Here is a 16514-nt window from a genome sequence, read left to right on the forward strand (position 1 = left end):
GGGGACGCAGCATCCGTCCCGGCGCGTTCCCGTGGCAGATCACCGGCGCTCGCGCACTCCCAGACGCTCGAGGTGGGCGTTCGAGAAGCGCCCCTCGGGATCGAGGCGCTCGAACACGGCGCGGGCGTCGGCCAGGCGCGGGTGCACGCGCTCGATCCCCGCGCGGTCGAACCCGTGGAGCTTCCCCCAGTGCGGGCGTGCCTCGAACGGCTCGAGCGCGGCCTCGACGCGGGCGACCGCGGCGGCGACGTCGTCGGGGTGGTTGTGCCACGTGAAGTGGATGATCACGACGTCGCGCCGATAAGCCGGACTCAGCCACAGTTCGTCGGCGGCGGCGGTGCGCAGCTCGGTCCAGATGAGATGCGGACGGATGCTGTCACCCAGCGTCCGCACCGCGTTCAGCGCCGCGGGCGCGTCGGCGCGGGCGACGAAGTACTCGCTCTGGATCTCGTCGCCGAACGACGGCTCGGCGTCGAGGCGGAAGTGCGGGAGCCGCAGCATCCAGGGTCCCGGCACGGCCAGTTCCGTCACGTTGTCCCCCACCCCGAGGGGCGACTCCTCCACCTGAGCGCGCACTCCATCGAGGATCGTGTCGGGCACGGCGTCCTCGTCCGTGTCCAGCCGCGACTTCACCCACACGAAGCCGAGCGACGGCTCCTCCCAGCGCGAGAACACCGAGACGCTGTACCCGACGGAGGTGAGCGCGTTCCAGTCGGCCAGCGCGGCCTCCCACGAGACGCCGGAGTAGATGTCCTGCCGGGCGCGGAACGCGGGCACGACGTCGAGCGTCAGCGAGACCACGACGCCGTAGGCGCCGAGGCCCACCACGAGCGCGTCGAAGTCGGGGTCGCCGCGGCGCACCTCGTGCACCTCGGCATCCGCCCCGACGTAGCGCAGCGCCCGGACCGATGCCGACAGCACCGGATTCGCATCGCCCGAGCCGTGCGTTCCCGTGGCCGTCGCGCCACCGACGTTGATGTGCGGGAGGGATCCCATGTTGCGCAGGGCCCACCCGCGGTCATCGAGCCAGACGGCGAGCACGCCGTAGCGGATGCCGGCAGGCACGGTGACGGTCTGCGCCGTCTCGTCGAGCTCGAACTCGGCCGCGAACCCCGTCACGTCCACGAGCGTGCCGGGGGTGTCGGGGAGGTCGGTGAACGAATGCCGGGTGCCGAGCGCGCGCACCCGTCCGGGGTCGCGCAGCACCCGCACGACGTCGTCGACAGCGGTCGCCTCGACGATCCGGGGCGCTGTGTACTCGTAGGTTCCAGCCCAATTGCGCGGCATCGCGCCTCCTTTTCGGATATGCGGTCCAGTGCGCGCCTTCGGCGGCGAGCCGTTGCGAGGCGGTCGCCATGTGCAACGCCATCGCGGAGGCTGCGGGTGTGGGAACAACCTATCCTGTGCGCACGGGCAGCGAAGAAGTCCGGTCGACCGTTCCTGCGCCCCGCTCGCCTGTCACGAACTGCCGCCATCTGTGGCGCATCGCGACAGGCGAGGCGAGGATGGGACGATGACGGACCTGTGGAACGGCGAACCCGCCCGTGAGTGGACGAGCGGGCCGTGGTCGCTCGAGCTGCGCGACGACGAGTTCGCCGATATCGCGTACGAGGGCAGCGTCGTGCTTCGCTCGATCCGCGCCGTCGTGCGCGACCGCAATTGGGACACCGCGCGCCTCGTGGTCGACCGCGTCGATTCGTCCGGCATCGCCCTGACGCTGCACGTCCACTCGACCGGGCTCGGTTCCGCCCTCCGCGGCATCGTCCGCGCCGAGGTTCGAGGCGCCCGGCGCCTGCGCGTCCTCGCCGACCTCGAGTCCGCTTCCGAGTTCGAGACGAACCGCACCGGTCTCGTCGCGCTGCACCCGCCCGCGCTCGCGGGCACCGCGATGGACGTCCGCCACCCCGACGGCGGCGTGACGCGCTCGCGGTTCCCCGCCGACATCAGTCCGCACCAGCCCGCGTTCGACATCGCCGGCCTGTCGTGGTCGCACGATGGCGTCGCGGTCGACGTGCGCTTCGCCGGTGACGTGTTCGAGATGGAGGACCAGCGCAACTGGACGGATGCCTCGTACAAGACCTACAGCCGTCCCCTCGCGCTGCAGTTCCCGTACGCGCTCGCCCCTGACGAGCGGGTCGTGCAGTCGATCGAGATCGCCGTGTCGGGAACGCCGACACCTGCGGCCGAGGACCCGCTCACGCGCATCCGGCTCGAGGAAGGGCCGCCGCTTCCCGCGATCGCGGTGTCGGCGTCGACGGCGCCCGATCCCGCTCCAGGCTTCGCCCCGGTGGGTGCTGCGGTGCTCGTGGAACTCGACCTCGCGACCCGCAACTGGCGCGCCGCCCTCGACCGGGCGGCGGCATCCGGTCTCCTGCTCGACGTCAGGTTCGTGCTCGCCGACGACGACCCGGCGGCGATCGATCAGGCCGCGCTCGCTCTCCGCGATCTGCCCGTCGCCCGGGCGACGGCGTTCCCGCCGACGGGCCCGGCGCAGCACGTCTCGGATCTCGCGGCCATCGGCCACCTGCGCCACGCTCTCACCGAGGCGGGGATCGCGGCCGAGGTCGTCGGCGGCGTGCGCTCGCACTTCACCGAGCTCAACCGCGAGCACCACCGCCTGCCCCGCGGGCTCGACGGCATCGTGTTCAGCATCACGCCGCTGTTCCACAGCCTGAGCTCGGCTCAGCTCATCGAGTCGATCGCGATGCAGCGTCTCGTCGCGAACCAGGGCGTCCGCCTCGCCGGCGGGCGGCCACTGCACATCGGGCCGATCTCGCTGCGCCCGCACTTCAACAGCGCGGCCACCTCGCCGCCGCCGATGCCCGAGCACGACGACCTCCGCGACGGGTACGGTCCGGCGCTGGCGGAGGGCTCCGACCCGCGCCAGTCAGCGCCCGAGCTCGCCGCGTGGACGATCGCGAGCGCGGCCGCCCTCGCCGTGCCCGGCGTGACGACCCTCGCCTACTTCGAGGAATGGGGACCCCGCGGCCTGCGCACGGCCGACGGCGCGGCCCTGCCCGCCCTCGACGCCGTCGAGGCGCTCGCCGCCCTCACGGGCGAGCCCGGCCTGCGCGGCGACTCCCCCGACGGCCTCGTGTGGGCGCTGGGCGCCCGCAGGGCCGACGACGATGTCGTGCTCGTGGCCAGCCTCGACCGCCGCGCCCGCCGCGTGGAGATCGGCCTCCCGGACGGCACCGTCCGTCACGTCGAGCTCGCACCGGGCACGTTCATGCGGGTCTGAGCGACGCCCGCGGTAGGTTGGGTCGCCGTGACCAGCTTCTTCGTCGTCCCCTCGTCGTATGTCTATCTCCGCCGCGGCGACTCGGTGATGCTGCAGCTGCGGCAGAACACCGGATACATGGACGGATGCTGGGCAGCCGGCGCCGCGGGGCACGTCGAGCTCGGCGAGACCGCGGTGGACGCCGCGATCCGCGAAGTGCGCGAGGAGCTCGGGCTGTCGCTCGCACCCACCGCGCTGACGCCGGTCGCCGTCATGCAGCGCACGGACGGCACGGACGACCCGATCGAGCAGCGCGTGGACTGGTTCTTCGTGTGCGACGAGTGGGTGGGCGAGCCGCGGATCCTCGAGCCCCGCAAGTGCGCAGAGCTCGCGTGGTTCGACCTTGACTCCCTCCCGGAGCGGATGCCCGCGTACGAGCGGGAGGCGCTCACCGCCCTGCGGGCGGGCGCGTCCGCGACACTGCTGCGCCACGGGTTCCCCGCGCGCTGATCCGTCGCCGGCGCGTGGCGCGTCAGCCGCCGGTCGACTCGCGCACGACGAGCTCCGGGTGGAAGCGCACCGTGCGCTCGTGGTCGCCCTCCGGCTCCTCCAGGTCCTTGAGGAGCAGGTCGACCGCCGTGTAGCCGATGAGGTGCGCGGGCTGGCGGATCGAGCTGAGCGGAACGACGGTCGCCGAGGCGAAGTCGATGTCGTCGTACCCGATCAGAGCGATGTCGCGCGGCACCTGCAGATCGGCCATGAGGGTGAATGCCTGCAGCGCGCCGACAGCGAGCAGGTCGTTCGCCGCGAACACCCCGTCGGGCCGTTCCGCGGCGGCGCGCTCGCGCAGCAACTCGCCGGCCGCGCGCCCCTGGAGCACCGACAGCGCCGACATCTCGACGACCTCGAGCGTCGCCCCGTCGACCGCGGCGACGGCGCGGCGCGCCCCCTCGAGGCGCTCGGCGACCTGACGGATCGTGTGCGGCCCCCCGATGAAGGCGATGCGACGACGCCCCGTCGACAACAGATGGGAGACCGCCAGGTAGCCGCCCTCGACGTCGTCGACCGAGACCGAGCCGAGAGACCGCTCGGCGTCCTCGTGGTCGACGAGTACCACCGGCACGCCGGCGGCGTGCAGACGAGCGAGTCTGTCGAGATCGCGGTCCACGGGAGTGACGAGCACGCCGTTGACCCGCTGCTCGCGGAACAGCTCGAGGTAGGCGTCCTCTCGATCGGAGCGCTGATCGCTGCTTCCGAGCAGCACGCTCATGCCGGATTCCGCCGCACGGTCCTCGGCGCCGCGGGCGACCTCGGCGAAGAACGGGTTCCCGGCGTCGAGCACGATGAGGGCGATGCTGCGGCTGCGTCCGGCCCTGAGCTGCCGCGCGGCGTCGTTGCGCACGAAGCCCAGCTCTTCGATCGCCTGTGTGACCCGCGCGACGGTAGCCGCCGCCACCTTCTCGGGCCTGTTGAGCACGTTCGAGACGGTTCCGACCGAGACGGATGCCGCAGCCGCGACATCCCGCACACTCACCACCATCGCCCCTCCCGGTCGCTGTTGCATGAAACGATACAGAGAGGCTACGCTTTGAAACGATTCATACACTCCCTGCGAGGACTTCGATGACGAGAGTCTGCTTCCAGCTGATGGTGCGGCCCGATCTGCTGGACGAATACATCGCCCGTCACACCCCGGTGTGGACGGAGATGCTCGACGAGATCGCCGCCTCCGGCCGCCGCAACTACACGCTCTTCCTCGGCGAAGCGGGTCGACTGATCGGCTACTACGAGACGGACGACGACGCGGCCGCTCAGGCCTATCTCGCGAACTCCGAGGTCGCCGCACGCTGGGAGGCCGAGATGGCGCGCTTCTTCGTCGGCCTCGACGGCCGCCCCGATCAGGCCGCCACTCCCCTCGCCGAAGTCTTCAACCTCCACGACCAACTCGCCGCCACCAGGGACACGGCGACCGATACCACCGAAGAAGGCACCGCATCATGACGACGCTGTCACCCGACATCCGGTCCGCGCTCGAAGGCCAGAGCATCGAACTGCCCAGCTGGGCGTTCGGCAACTCCGGCACGCGCTTCCGCGTGTTCACGACACCCGGCACCCCGCGCAACCCGTACGAGAAGATCGCCGACGCCGCTCAGGTCAACGCCTACACGAAGCTCGCTCCCAGCGTGGCGCTGCACATCCCGTGGGACAAGGTGGAGGACTACGCCGACCTGCGGCGCCACGCCGAGGACCTGGGCGTGAGCCTCGGCACCATCAACTCGAACACGTTCCAGGACGAGGACTACAAGTTCGGTGCGCTCACGCACCACGACGACCGGATCCGCCAGAAGGCGATCGACCACCACTTCGAGTGCATCGACATCATGGAGGCCACCGGCTCGCGCGACCTGAAGATCTGGCTCGCCGAGGGCTCGAACTACCCGGGGCAGGCCGACATCCGTGCCCGTCAGGACCGCCTGCAGGATTCGTTGCAGAAGATCTACGACCGTCTGTCCGACGAACAGCGCCTCGTGCTCGAGTACAAGTTCTTCGAGCCGGCGTTCTACCACACCGACGTTCCGGACTGGGGCACGTCCTACGCGCAGGTCGCGTCGCTCGGCGACAAGGCGATGGTCTGCCTCGACACCGGCCACCACGCGCCGGGCACCAACATCGAGTTCATCGTGATGCAGCTGCTGCGCCTCGGAAAGCTCGGCTCGTTCGACTTCAACTCCCGCTTCTACGCCGACGACGACCTCATCGTGGGCGCCGCCGATCCGTTCCAGCTCTTCCGCATCGTCTTCGAGGTGGTGCGCGGCGGCGGGCTCAACAACCCCGACGTGGCCTTCATGCTCGACCAGTGCCACAACGTCGAGGACAAGATCCCCGGCCAGATCCGCTCGGTGCTGAACGTCCAGGAGATGACCGCCCGTGCCCTGCTCGTCGACCGCGACGCCCTCGCCGCAGCCCAGCAGCAGAACGACGTGCTGGCCGCCAACGCCGTCTTCATGGACGCGTTCTACACCGACGTGCGTCCGGCCCTCGCCGAGTGGCGTGAGTCGCGCGGACTCGCGGCCGACCCGATGGCCGCGTACGCGGCATCCGGCTACCAGCAGCAGATCGCTGCGGACCGTGTCGGCGGCACGCTGGCCGGCTGGGGCGCGTAGCCCCGGGCATCCGGACCCACCGGGGCGGGGGATGCCGATTCCCCTCCTCCCCCTGCTCCCCTGTCACGACTTGCCAGCACACCCGGCACATCGTGACAGGCGAGCCGAAAGTACTCCGCTCCCCTGTCGCAGAAGGCCGCCGCGACCGGCACATCGTGACAGGTGAACAAACCGAACGAAGGAACGCATCATGACCAACCAGGCCGTCACCGACCTCATCGCGCGGTCGAACCGCCTCGGCGCCGACCCGAAGAACACCAACTACGCCGGCGGCAACACCTCCGCGAAGGGCACCGAGACAGACCCGGTCACGGGCGAGCCCGTCGAGCTTCTATGGGTGAAGGGCTCGGGAGGAGACCTCGGCACGCTGACCGAGCCCGGGCTCGCGGTGCTGCGCCTGGACCGCATGCGCGCCCTCGTCAGGGTCTACCCGGGCGTGGAGCGCGAGGACGAGATGGTCGCCGCGTTCGACTACTGCCTGCACGGCAAGGGCGGCGCCGCCCCGTCGATCGACACCGCGATGCACGGTCTCGTGGACGCCGCGCACGTGGACCACCTGCACCCCGACTCGGGCATCGCGATCGCGACCGCCGCGGACGGCGAGGAGCTGACCGCGAAGATCTTCGGCGACAAGGTCGTGTGGGTGCCGTGGCGCCGCCCCGGCTTCCAGCTGGGTCTCGACATCTCCGAGATCAAGAAGCAGAACCCGCTGGCGTTGGGCACGATCCTCGGCGGCCACGGCATCACCGCGTGGGGCGGCACGTCGGAGGAGGCGGAGCAGAACTCGCTGTGGATCATCGAGACCGCGCAGACGTACATCGACGCCAACGGCAAGGCGGACCCGTTCGGCGGTGTCCGCGCCGGCTTCGACGCCCTGCCCGAGACCGAGCGCCGCGCCAAGGCCGCCGCGCTGGCGCCGACCATCCGTGGGCTGGCATCGACCGACAAGCCGATGGTGGGCCACTTCACCGACTCCGACGTCGTCCTGGACTTCCTCGCCTCCGAGAGGGCCCCCGAGCTGGCGGCGCTCGGCACCAGCTGCCCCGACCACTTCCTGCGCACCAAGGTGAGGCCGCTGATCCTCGACCTGCCGGCCTCCGCGTCGGTGGAGGACAGCATCGCGCGCCTGCAGGAGCTGCACGAGGAGTACCGCGCCGACTACCAGGCGTACTACGACGCGCACGCGACGGCCGACTCGCCCGCCATCCGCGGCGCCGACCCGCTCATCGTGCTCATCCCCGGCGTCGGCATGTTCTCGTACGGCGCGAACAAGCAGACCGCCCGGGTCGCGGGCGAGTTCTACGTCAACGCCATCAACGTGATGCGCGGCGCTGAGGCGCTCTCGACCTACACGCCCATCTCCGACGCCGAGAAGTTCCGCATCGAGTACTGGGCCCTCGAAGAGGCGAAGCTGCAGCGGATGCCCACGCCCAAGACGCACCAGGGCCGGATCGCCCTCGTCACGGGCGCGGCATCCGGCATCGGCAAAGCCATCGCGACCCGCCTCGCCGCCGAGGGCGCCTGCGTCGTGATCGCCGACCTCGACCTCGGGAAGGCGCAGGCTGCCGCGGCCGAGCTCGGCAACACGGACGTCGCCATCGGCGTCGCCGCGAACGTCGCCGACGCCGACCAGATCCAGGCCGCGTTCGATGCCGCGGTGCTCGCATTCGGCGGGGTCGACCTCGTGGTCAACAACGCCGGCCTGTCGCTGTCGAAGCCACTGCTGGAGACCACCGAGAACGACTGGGACCTGCAGCACGACGTCATGGCGAAGGGCTCCTTCCTGGTGTCGAAGGCCGCCGCGAAGATCCTCATCGAGCAGAAGCTCGGCGGCGACGTCGTCTACATCTCGTCGAAGAACTCGGTCTTCGCCGGACCGAACAACATCGCGTACTCGGCGACCAAGGCCGACCAGGCCCACCAGGTGCGCCTGCTCGCCGTCGAGCTCGGCGAGCACGGCGTGCGCGTGAACGGCATCAACCCCGACGGCGTCGTGCGCGGCTCGGGCATCTTCGCCGCCGGCTGGGGCGCGAACCGCGCCGCGACCTACGGCGTCAAGGAAGAGGACCTCGGCCAGTACTACGCCAACCGCACCATCCTCAAGCGCGAGGTCGTGCCCGAGAACGTCGCCGACGCGGTCTTCGTGCTGACGGGTCCCGAGCTCTCTCGCACCACCGGCCTGCACATCCCGGTGGACTCCGGGGTGGCGGCGGCGTTCCTCCGATGACGCCCCCCACCGGCGGGGTCGTCGCCGCCGTCGATCTCGGCGCGACCAGCGGCCGCGTCATGCTCGGCTACGTGGACGACGGGATGCTGCGCCTCGAGCAGGTGTCCCGATTCCCGAACGGACCGGTCCCCGGGCCCGACGGCCTCCACTGGGACTTCACGGCGCTGTACCGGCACATCGTGGACGGCCTCACCGAGGCGCTCCGCCGAGAGCCCGCTATCGCGAGCATCGGCATCGACTCGTGGGCCGTGGACTACGGCCTGGTGCACGGCGACGAGCTGCTCGGCGAGCCGTTCCACTACCGCGACGAGCGCACCGCGCGCGGCGTGGAGTCGGTGCACGGCGCCGCGCCGTTCGACGAGCTCTACCGGCGCAACGGCCTGCAGTTCCTGCCTTTCACCACGCTGTACCAGTACGCGGTCGAGCAGCGTCTCGCCGACGCCGACGTCTCGCTCCTGATCCCCGACCTGGTCGCGTTCCTCCTCACCGGTGCGTGTTCCGCCGAGCGCACGAACGCCTCCACGACGGGACTTGTCGATGTCCGCACCGGTGAGTGGGACGTCGAGCTGGCGGCGCGACTCGGGATCCCGGCAACCGTGCTCCCCCCGCTCGTGGATCCGGGCGACCGGCTGGGTGCACTGCAGGGCGAGGCGCGCGAGCGCATCGGCGCACCCCTCGCCGTGATCGCGGTCGGCTCGCACGACACCGCCTCGGCCGTCGTCGCGGTGCCGCTCAGCACTCCGGACGCGGCGTACATCTCTTGCGGCACGTGGGGCCTCGTCGGCGTCGAGCTGGACGAGCCCGTCGTGAGCGACGCGGCGCGCGAGGCGAACTTCACGAACGAGGGCGGCGTCGACGGACGCGTGCGCTTCCTCCACAACGTCACCGGCCTGTGGCTCCTGAGCGAGGCCGTGCGCACCTGGGAGGCCGAGGACGGCGCAACGATCGACCTCCCGGGCCTGCTGGAGTCGGCAGCATCCGTCTCCGGCGACATCCCGCTGTTCGACGCGAACGATCCGCGCCTGTCGGCGCCCGGCGGCATGCCCGCTCGCATCGCGGCCGCACTCGCAGAAGCGGGCGCGCCGGTACCTGCCACGCGTGAGGCGCTCGCGCGCACGATCGTGGAGAGCATCGCGCAGGCGTTCGCCGACGCCGTGGCGACCGCCGGCGGGCTCACCGACCGCGACATCGACGTGATCCACATCGTCGGCGGCGGCGCGCTCAACCGGCTGCTGTGTCAGGCGACGGCGGACCGCTCCGGGCTGCCGGTGCTCGCCGGCCCGGTCGAGGCGACCGCCCTCGGCAACGTCCTGGTGCAGGCGCGCGCGCACGGCTGGTTCGGAGGGGACGCCTCGCTCGAGACGCTCCGGATGGCGGTCGCGGCGGTGTTCCCGCCCGAACGGTTCGAACCCCGGGCAGGATAGAACCTCACGCTCGAGAGGACTCCGCATGACCGAATACGCCGCCGCGTTCGACTGGGCCCGTCGTGCGGTCGAGGCCGACCGCCTGCCGACCGCCGTGCTGGGGATCGCGACAGCCGAGGGGGTCGTCGCACTCGACGCGTTCGGAGCGACCGGTCGCCGTGCCGCGAAGGTCGACGACCATTACCGGCTCTTCTCGATCACGAAGCCCCTCGTCGGACTCGTCGCGGCGCGCGCGATCGAGCGGGGGCTGCTCGTTCCCGGCACGCCGCTCGCGGCCGCAGTGCCCGACTTCGGGCAGCACCGCGACGACCTCGTGCGGCTGCGCCACCTCGCGAGTCACACCTCGGGCATCGCCGAACCGGCGATGGACGCGCCGGGCCTTCGCGACCGACTCGTGAGCGGCGGCAGGGACTTCGTCGCCGGCACGATGTCGCGCTACTCGACGATCGCGTTCGAGGGCATCGCAGCCCTCACCGAGTACGCCACGGGAAGGACGTGGGAGGCGGACCTCGCCGAATGGGCGTCCGCGCTCGGCGCCGGCGGGCTGACCCTCGACGAGGCCTCCGACCCGCATGTGGTGACGGATGCGGCGGCCAACGGCCTCGACATCGAGGCGTTCGCGGCGCTCCGCCACCCCGGCGCCGGACTGATCGGGCGTGCGGGCGATCTGCTCGCGCTCGCCTCGGCGCTGCTGCGGATCGGCCGCGGCGAGACCGGCGGTGTGGTGCACCCGCGCACGCTGGAGATGATGCTCCGCCCGTTGACGGGCGACATCCCGCGGCTCGAACCCTATCCTGCGGCGGTCGGGCAGGACTGGGGCTTCACCTGGAACTTGCGCACGCGGGCGCCCAGCCTGATCGATCGCGACGCCTACGGACACGGTGGCTGGGCCGGCACCGAGCTCTGGATCCATCCGACCGCGGGCGTGGCCTGGGTGCTGCTGACCAATCGGGTCGATCGGCCCGTGAACATCGACGAGCTCGACAACGCGGTGATCACTGCGCTCTGAGTCCACGAGGGGACGGATGCTGCGGCATCCGTCCCCGCTTCCTCCACCGGAGTCAACCCCTGTCGTTCCGTGCGCGCGTCGGCCTACCGTGGGGCGCATGGACGAGCGCAGCGCAGAAGACCAGCCCCTGAACCAGGACGACCCGGTCGGCGGCGACGAGACCACCGAGGAGCAGCTCGAGGCCGACAACCCGGTCGAAGAGGACACGCTCGAGACGCTCGACCCCGACAACCCTCCGGCCTGAGCCGGACACCGTGCCATTGCGCGGCCTGGCGGCAGCGCGGCAGGCGTGCTGCCGCCCGCTCTGCCGAGGTCAGGCCTCGCGGGTGATCGTCACCTTCACGTGCAGGTTGCTCTTGAACGGACCGGCATAGACGCCGCGCAGCGGTGGGACATCGCCGTAGTCCCGGCCGCGGCCGACCAGGACGTGGCGATCGCCGATCTCGATGTTGTTCGTGGGGTCGAAACCCTGCCACTCCCCTGCGAACCATTCGATCCACGCGTGGGACTCGCCGGCGACCGCCACGCCGACCTCGGCCGAGGGCCGCGGGTGCAGGTAGCCCGACACGTATCGCGCCGGGATCCCCACCTCGCGCAGCGCGCCGAGGGCGATGTGGGCCATGTCCTGGCAGACGCCCTTGCGCGCTTCCCATGCGTCGGCCGCGGTCGAATGCACACCCGTGATGCCGTGCATGTACTCGACGGCGTCACCGATCGCGACGGCGATCGCGTGCGCGGCCCGACCGGGGTGATCGTGCTGAGCGGCGATCGAGCGGGCGAGCTCGGCGACCTCCTCGTGAGGCCGCGTGCGCCGGGTCTGCGACATCTGCTCGACGGTCTCCAGCGAGCGGCCCGCCTCGCGTGCGAGACCCTCCCACGTGACGTCGACGTGCTCCAGCGGCCGCGGGCGCACCTCCACCAGCGAGCGCGCGGTGAGGGTGAGCGAGGAGTGCGGTGACAGCACATCGAACGCGGCGACCCGAGTGCCGAAGTAGTCGACGTACTGGTTGACGGAGGTCGACGGCTCGATGTCGAGCGACGAGTTGAGCACGAACTGGCTGTCGGTGGAGCCCGGCAGCATGCGCGCCTCGTTGTACGACGCGCTCACGTCGCCCTGGTAGCGGAAGCCGGTCTGGTGCTCGATCCGGAGGCGCTTCATGAGATCTCTCCGATCCAGCTGGGCTCGGCCTGCGTCGGGAAGAACCGGCCGCGAATGGCTTCGGATGCCTCGCGCGTGACGGTCTGGACACGGTCCATGTGCGTCGGCAGTTCGCCGAGGATCTCGGAGATCGGCCGGTACTCGAGGTCGTTGCGGATCTGGCCGAGCGCCCGGAGCACCGTGTTGGAGTGTCCCACGCGGTCGGCGCGGGGATCGATGGCGCTCATGCACTCCTCGGCGCGCTGGATCGAGTAGATGATCGAGCGCGGGAAGAGGCGATCGAGCAGCAGGAACTCGGCGGCATTGCGCGCGCTCGGCATGCCGCGGTAGGTGCGCAGGTACGCCTCGTACGCGCCGCACGAACGCAGGATGGTCGTCCACGACGGACCGGATGCCTCCGTCAGCGACCTCGTCGCAAGCAGGCGCGCGGTCATGTCGGTGCGCTCGATGCTGCGCCCCAGCGTGAAGAACTGCCAGGCCTCGTCGCGGCTCGTCGACGAGTCCACGATGCCGACGGCGAGCGCAGCGCGCTCCCGCACCCACTGGAAGAACTCGTGAACGCGGTCGTTCTGCAGGCGGCGCGGCATGCGTGCGCTCGTCGTGTTGAGGGTCTCCCACAGCTCCGTCGAGACGATCTCGCGGGCACGGCGGGCGTTCTCGCGCGCGGCGGTGAGGGCGTAGGCGATGCTCGACGGGTTCGTACGGTCGACGGCGAGCCGCGCGAGCACGTCTTCGCGCCGCACCTGGTCGACGCCCGTCGGTGGCGCTGACCCCATGACGCTGAGGAGGGACCGGCACGCCGTGTCCTCATCGATCCACGGGTCCTCGAGGAGCAGCTGCAGGTGCACGTCGAGGATGCGGGCGGTGCCGTCGCTGCGCTCGATGTAGCGCCCGATCCAGAACAGGCTCTCGGCGATGCGGCTCAGCACGTCACACCCCCGTTCTGCTCGGCGGCCTGCTGCTGCTGCTGCTCCTGCTGCTCGACGCGCGAGCGCGGGCGGTCCTGCGGTGAGTGCGTGGGCTCGGTCTGTGCGTCGTAGATGATGGGGATCGCCGCGGTCACGGTGGCGGCCTGGTCGGCGACGAGGCCGGCCACGCTGTGGCCCTGGCCGTACTCGACCTGCCCGGGTGCGGCACCGCCGACGATCCAGGTGTCTTTGGAGCCGCCGCCCTGGCTGGAGTTGACGACGAGCTGCCCCTCGGGCAGCGCGACGCGGGTGAGGCCACCCGGGAGCACCCACACGTCCTCGCCGTCGTTGACCGCGAACGGTCGCAGGTCGGCGTGGCGCGGCCGCATCCCGTCCTCCACGAGCGTGGGGATGGTCGACAGCATGACCACGGGTTGCGCGATCCAGCCGCGCGGGTCGGCGAGCAGACGCCGGCGGAGCTTCTCGAGTTCGGCGGGCGAGGCATCCGGCCCCACGACCAGTCCCTTGCCGCCCGACCCGTCGACCGGCTTCACCACGAGCTCGTCGAGCCGGTCGAGCACCTCCTCGAGCGCGCCCGGATCCTCGAGGCGCCACGTGTCAACGTTCTTGAGGATCGGCTCCTCCGCGAGGTAGTACCGGATGAGGTCGGGCACGTACGTGTACAGCAGCTTGTCGTCGGCGACGCCGTTGCCGACGGCGTTCGCGATCGTCACGTTTCCCAGGCGCGCCGCGAGCATGAGGCCGGGGGCCCCGAGCATGGAGTCGGCCCGGAACTGCAGCGGGTCGAGGAACTCGTCGTCGACGCGGCGGTAGATGACGTCGACGCGCTTCGGCCCGCGCGTGGTGCGCATGAAGACCTTGCCGCCGATGCACAGCAGGTCGCGGCCCTCGACGAGCTCGACGCCCATGAGGCGCGCCAGCAGCGTGTGCTCGAAGTACGCGGAGTTGTAGACGCCCGGCGTCAGCACGACGACGTTGGGGTCCTCGATCCCCGCCGGCGCCGAGGCGCGCAGCGCCGCGAGGAGCTTGTTCGGGTAGTCGCCGACGGGACGCACCCGCATCGAGACGAACAGCTCGGGGAGGGTCTGCGCCATGACGCGGCGGTTCGAGATGACGTAGCTGACGCCGGACGGCACGCGCACGTTGTCTTCGAGCACGCGCATCTCGCCGTGCTCGTCGCGGATCAGGTCGATGCCCGACACCTGGATGCGCACCCCGTTGGCGGAATGGATGCCCGCGGCCTGGCGATAGAAGTACTGGGAGCTCGCGATGAGTCCGGCGGGCAGCATCTCGTCGCGCACGCAGAACTGGTGCCCGTACGCGTCGTCGAGGAAGGCCTCGAGCGCCCGCACGCGCTGTTTGACGCCGGACTCGATGCGCGACCATTCGTCGTACGTGATCACGCGGGGCACGGCGTCCAGCGGGAAGGGTCTCTCCTCGCCCGCGAAGTCGAACGTCACGCCCTGCGCGAGGTACGAGCTCGCGAGCGAATCGGTGCGGCCGCGCAGCTCCTCCTGGGTCATCTGCGCGAGCGCCTGGTACAGCTCTCGATAGGCCTCGCGCGACTCGGCGGGCGCACCCGGATGAGCCGGGCCCCCGAACATCTCGTCGAACGCGGGAACCCCCGAGGGCGTCTTGCGGGGCGCCAACGTGGAGCCGTAGCCGTCGAACAGATCACCCATGCGAAGAGCCTAATGCGGCCTTCGTTGCGCTCGTGTTTCCGAGCTGTTCTCCTGGACCACGCCGCGGCGGATCGGACGTATGCTCGCGCTATGACGCGTGAGGCGAGTGCCGCGACGCCTGTCGCCGCGGAGGCCTCGGCCCTCTCCGGTGCGGCCGCGGGCGTGGCATCCGTCGTGCTCGGGGCGGGCATCGGCGAGCTGGTCGCCGCGGTGGTCGCGCCGTCGTCGAGCCCCATCTCCGTCGTCGGCGGAGTGCTGATCGACCTCGCGCCGTCATGGGCGAAGGATGCCGCGATCTCGCTGTTCGGCACGGCCGACAAGCTCGCCCTGCTCGTCGGGATCGCCGTCGTCCTCCTGGCGGCGGCTGCCGGCGTCGGCGTCCTGGAGCTGCGGCGCCCCTGGTTCGGCGCCGCGGTGTTCACCGCGCTCGGTGCGGCCGTGGCCGTGCTCGCGATGACCCGCGCCGGGTCGACCGGACTGGCGTGGCTGCCTTCGCTCGCTGCAGGGGTCGTCGCCGCGGGCGCCGTGCGGCTGCTGACCCGGCTCGCGACAGGGACCACGGATGCCTCGTCCCCGACGCCGGCGGCAGAGGGAGGCGACGACCGCCCCGGCGACGAAGACCCGTCGCGCCGCCGTTTCCTCGTGTGGGCCGGCGTCGCGACCGCCGCAGGCGTGATCGCGGCGATCGCGGGGACGGCGCTGCAGGCGGGTTCGCGCACCGTCACAGCCGTGCGCGAGGCGCTTCGACTGCCCGCGCCCGCCATCGCGGCACCGCCGGTCCCTGCCGGGGCTCAGCTGGAGCTCACCGGGATGACGCCCGTCGTCACCCCGAACGCGAGCTTCTACCGCATCGACACGGCCCTCGTCGTGCCGCAGATAGACCCGGCGGACTGGACGCTGCGCATCCACGGCCTCGTCGAGAGCGAGGTCGAGATCGGGTGGGACGAACTGCTCGCCCTCCCCCTGGAGGAGAGCTGGACCACGCTCGCGTGCGTGTCCAACCCTGTCGGCGGCGATCTCATCGGCAACGCGAAGTGGCTCGGCTATCCGATCCGGCTGCTCCTCGAACGGGCACGACCGACGGCAGAGGCCGACATGGTGCTGTCCCGATCGATCGACGGCTTCACCGCGAGCACCCCGCTCGAGGTGCTGCAGGAGACCACCCGCGACGCGATCCTCGCGATCGGCATGAACGACGAGCCGCTGCCGCCCGAGCACGGCTTCCCGGCGCGAATGGTCGTGCCGGGGCTGTACGGCTATGTGTCGGCGACCAAATGGGTCACCGAACTCGAGGTGACGCGGTTCGACCGGGCGAACGCGTACTGGACGACGCGCGGCTGGTCCGCCAAGGGGCCGATCAAGCTGCAGTCGCGCATCGACCTTCCGCGCCGTGGCCACGGCTTCGCGCCCGGCGACACCACGATCGCCGGGGTCGCGTGGCACCAGCACGTCGGGATCGCGAAGGTCGAGGTGCAGATCGACGGCGGTCCGTGGCGCGAGGCCACCCTCGCGACAGCGATCTCGGACGACACCTGGGTGCAGTGGTCGATCCCCTGGAAGGCGGAGACCGGCTCCCACACGATCCGGTGCCGCGCCACGAACACGAAGGGCGAGCTGCAGATCGAGACCGACGCGTGGCCTGCACCCGACGGCGCCACGGGCTGGCAGCAGCTCAACGTCGACGTGGCCTGAGTCCGCAC

Annotated in this window: 14 protein-coding genes; 9 read left to right on the forward strand and 5 right to left on the reverse strand. The window is 71.1% G+C overall.

Translation table 11 applies throughout. The features are described 5' to 3' along the window. Nucleotides 1-39 precede the first annotated feature (39 nt). Nucleotides 40-1287 carry a D-arabinono-1,4-lactone oxidase gene (locus MRBLWH3_RS01810; RefSeq protein ID WP_363428125.1) on the reverse strand — a complete coding sequence of 416 codons (1248 nt, stop codon included), beginning with the start codon at nt 1285-1287 and terminating at the stop codon, nt 40-42. Between the two features lie 226 nt (nt 1288-1513). Here MRBLWH3_RS01810 and MRBLWH3_RS01815 point away from each other — a divergent pair, with 226 nt between their 5' ends. Both MRBLWH3_RS01815 and MRBLWH3_RS01820 read left to right on the forward strand, forming a co-directional pair. Then, nucleotides 1514-3241 carry a hypothetical protein gene (locus tag MRBLWH3_RS01815; RefSeq protein WP_363428127.1) on the forward strand — a complete coding sequence of 576 codons (1728 nt, stop codon included), beginning with the start codon at nt 1514-1516 and terminating at the stop codon, nt 3239-3241. 27 nt (nt 3242-3268) lie between these two features. After that, on the forward strand, nt 3269-3730 hold the full coding sequence (locus MRBLWH3_RS01820) for an NUDIX hydrolase (RefSeq protein WP_363428129.1): 462 nt from the start codon (nt 3269-3271) through the stop codon (nt 3728-3730). 22 nt (nt 3731-3752) lie between these two features. On the opposite strand, the gene MRBLWH3_RS01825 is transcribed toward MRBLWH3_RS01820, so the two are convergent. Then, on the reverse strand, nt 3753-4760 hold the full coding sequence (locus MRBLWH3_RS01825) for a LacI family DNA-binding transcriptional regulator (RefSeq protein WP_363435221.1): 1008 nt from the start codon (nt 4758-4760) through the stop codon (nt 3753-3755). Nucleotides 4761-4843: 83 nt separating this feature from the next. Between MRBLWH3_RS01825 and MRBLWH3_RS01830 the strand changes: the two genes are divergently transcribed. From MRBLWH3_RS01830 to MRBLWH3_RS01855, 6 genes are all read left to right on the forward strand, one after another. After that, the gene (locus tag MRBLWH3_RS01830; protein ID WP_363428131.1) at nt 4844-5221 is read left to right on the forward strand and encodes an L-rhamnose mutarotase; all 378 of its coding nucleotides are present in this window, start codon (nt 4844-4846) and stop codon (nt 5219-5221) included. After that, nucleotides 5218-6384: an L-rhamnose isomerase gene (gene rhaI, locus MRBLWH3_RS01835; protein WP_363428133.1), complete on the forward strand. Its 1167-nt coding sequence runs from the start codon at nt 5218-5220 to the stop codon at nt 6382-6384. The genes MRBLWH3_RS01830 and rhaI overlap by 4 nt, the downstream gene beginning before the upstream one ends. A 190-nt stretch (nt 6385-6574) precedes the next feature. Then, nucleotides 6575-8611 carry a bifunctional aldolase/short-chain dehydrogenase gene (locus MRBLWH3_RS01840; protein WP_363428135.1) on the forward strand — a complete coding sequence of 679 codons (2037 nt, stop codon included), beginning with the start codon at nt 6575-6577 and terminating at the stop codon, nt 8609-8611. Next, on the forward strand, nt 8608-10035 hold the full coding sequence (locus MRBLWH3_RS01845) for a rhamnulokinase (protein WP_363428137.1): 1428 nt from the start codon (nt 8608-8610) through the stop codon (nt 10033-10035). The genes MRBLWH3_RS01840 and MRBLWH3_RS01845 overlap by 4 nt, the downstream gene beginning before the upstream one ends. A gap of 25 nt (nt 10036-10060) precedes the next feature. Further along, a complete protein-coding gene (locus MRBLWH3_RS01850) occupies nt 10061-11044 on the forward strand; it encodes a serine hydrolase domain-containing protein (protein WP_363428139.1) in 984 nt (327 codons plus the stop codon). A 97-nt stretch (nt 11045-11141) separates the two neighbouring features. Continuing rightward, nucleotides 11142-11288 (forward strand): hypothetical protein, encoded by a 147-nt coding sequence (locus MRBLWH3_RS01855; protein WP_363428141.1) that lies wholly within the window; start codon nt 11142-11144, stop codon nt 11286-11288. 69 nt (nt 11289-11357) lie between these two features. Here the strand turns inward: MRBLWH3_RS01855 and MRBLWH3_RS01860 are convergent, their stop codons facing one another. From MRBLWH3_RS01860 to MRBLWH3_RS01870, 3 genes are read right to left on the reverse strand one after another with little or no spacing between them, the layout of a single operon-like run. Then, nucleotides 11358-12203 carry a transglutaminase family protein gene (locus tag MRBLWH3_RS01860; protein WP_363428143.1) on the reverse strand — a complete coding sequence of 282 codons (846 nt, stop codon included), beginning with the start codon at nt 12201-12203 and terminating at the stop codon, nt 11358-11360. Further along, nucleotides 12200-13132, reverse strand: a complete 933-nt coding sequence (locus tag MRBLWH3_RS01865) for an alpha-E domain-containing protein (protein ID WP_363428145.1) — start codon at nt 13130-13132, stop codon at nt 12200-12202. The genes MRBLWH3_RS01860 and MRBLWH3_RS01865 overlap by 4 nt, the downstream gene beginning before the upstream one ends. Further along, nucleotides 13126-14814 carry a circularly permuted type 2 ATP-grasp protein gene (locus tag MRBLWH3_RS01870; RefSeq protein ID WP_363428147.1) on the reverse strand — a complete coding sequence of 563 codons (1689 nt, stop codon included), beginning with the start codon at nt 14812-14814 and terminating at the stop codon, nt 13126-13128. The genes MRBLWH3_RS01865 and MRBLWH3_RS01870 overlap by 7 nt, the downstream gene beginning before the upstream one ends. Nucleotides 14815-14904: 90 nt before the next feature. On the opposite strand from MRBLWH3_RS01870, the gene MRBLWH3_RS01875 reads away from it, so the two are divergent. Further along, the gene (locus MRBLWH3_RS01875) at nt 14905-16506 is read left to right on the forward strand and encodes a molybdopterin-dependent oxidoreductase (protein ID WP_363428149.1); all 1602 of its coding nucleotides are present in this window, start codon (nt 14905-14907) and stop codon (nt 16504-16506) included. Nucleotides 16507-16514: the final 8 nt, after the last annotated feature.

The sequence above is a fragment of the Microbacterium sp. LWH3-1.2 genome, assembly GCF_040675855.1.
Lineage (GTDB): Bacteria > Actinomycetota > Actinomycetes > Actinomycetales > Microbacteriaceae > Microbacterium.

What these genes read in the sequence shown, in the direction of transcription:
- MRBLWH3_RS01830 (WP_363428131.1), top strand. Translation starts at nt 4,844, where the DNA reads ATGACGAGAGTCTGCTTCCAGCTGATGGTGCGGCCCGATCTGCTGGAC.
- MRBLWH3_RS01855 (WP_363428141.1), top strand. Translation starts at nt 11,142, where the DNA reads ATGGACGAGCGCAGCGCAGAAGACCAGCCCCTGAACCAGGACGACCCG.
- MRBLWH3_RS01870 (WP_363428147.1), bottom strand. Translation starts at nt 14,814, where the DNA reads ATGGGTGATCTGTTCGACGGCTACGGCTCCACGTTGGCGCCCCGCAAG.
- MRBLWH3_RS01825 (WP_363435221.1), bottom strand. Translation starts at nt 4,760, where the DNA reads ATGGTGGTGAGTGTGCGGGATGTCGCGGCTGCGGCATCCGTCTCGGTC.
- MRBLWH3_RS01815 (WP_363428127.1), top strand. Translation starts at nt 1,514, where the DNA reads ATGACGGACCTGTGGAACGGCGAACCCGCCCGTGAGTGGACGAGCGGG.
- MRBLWH3_RS01860 (WP_363428143.1), bottom strand. Translation starts at nt 12,203, where the DNA reads ATGAAGCGCCTCCGGATCGAGCACCAGACCGGCTTCCGCTACCAGGGC.
- rhaI (WP_363428133.1), top strand. Translation starts at nt 5,218, where the DNA reads ATGACGACGCTGTCACCCGACATCCGGTCCGCGCTCGAAGGCCAGAGC.
- MRBLWH3_RS01875 (WP_363428149.1), top strand. Translation starts at nt 14,905, where the DNA reads ATGACGCGTGAGGCGAGTGCCGCGACGCCTGTCGCCGCGGAGGCCTCG.
- MRBLWH3_RS01840 (WP_363428135.1), top strand. Translation starts at nt 6,575, where the DNA reads ATGACCAACCAGGCCGTCACCGACCTCATCGCGCGGTCGAACCGCCTC.
- MRBLWH3_RS01845 (WP_363428137.1), top strand. Translation starts at nt 8,608, where the DNA reads ATGACGCCCCCCACCGGCGGGGTCGTCGCCGCCGTCGATCTCGGCGCG.
- MRBLWH3_RS01810 (WP_363428125.1), bottom strand. Translation starts at nt 1,287, where the DNA reads ATGCCGCGCAATTGGGCTGGAACCTACGAGTACACAGCGCCCCGGATC.
- MRBLWH3_RS01850 (WP_363428139.1), top strand. Translation starts at nt 10,061, where the DNA reads ATGACCGAATACGCCGCCGCGTTCGACTGGGCCCGTCGTGCGGTCGAG.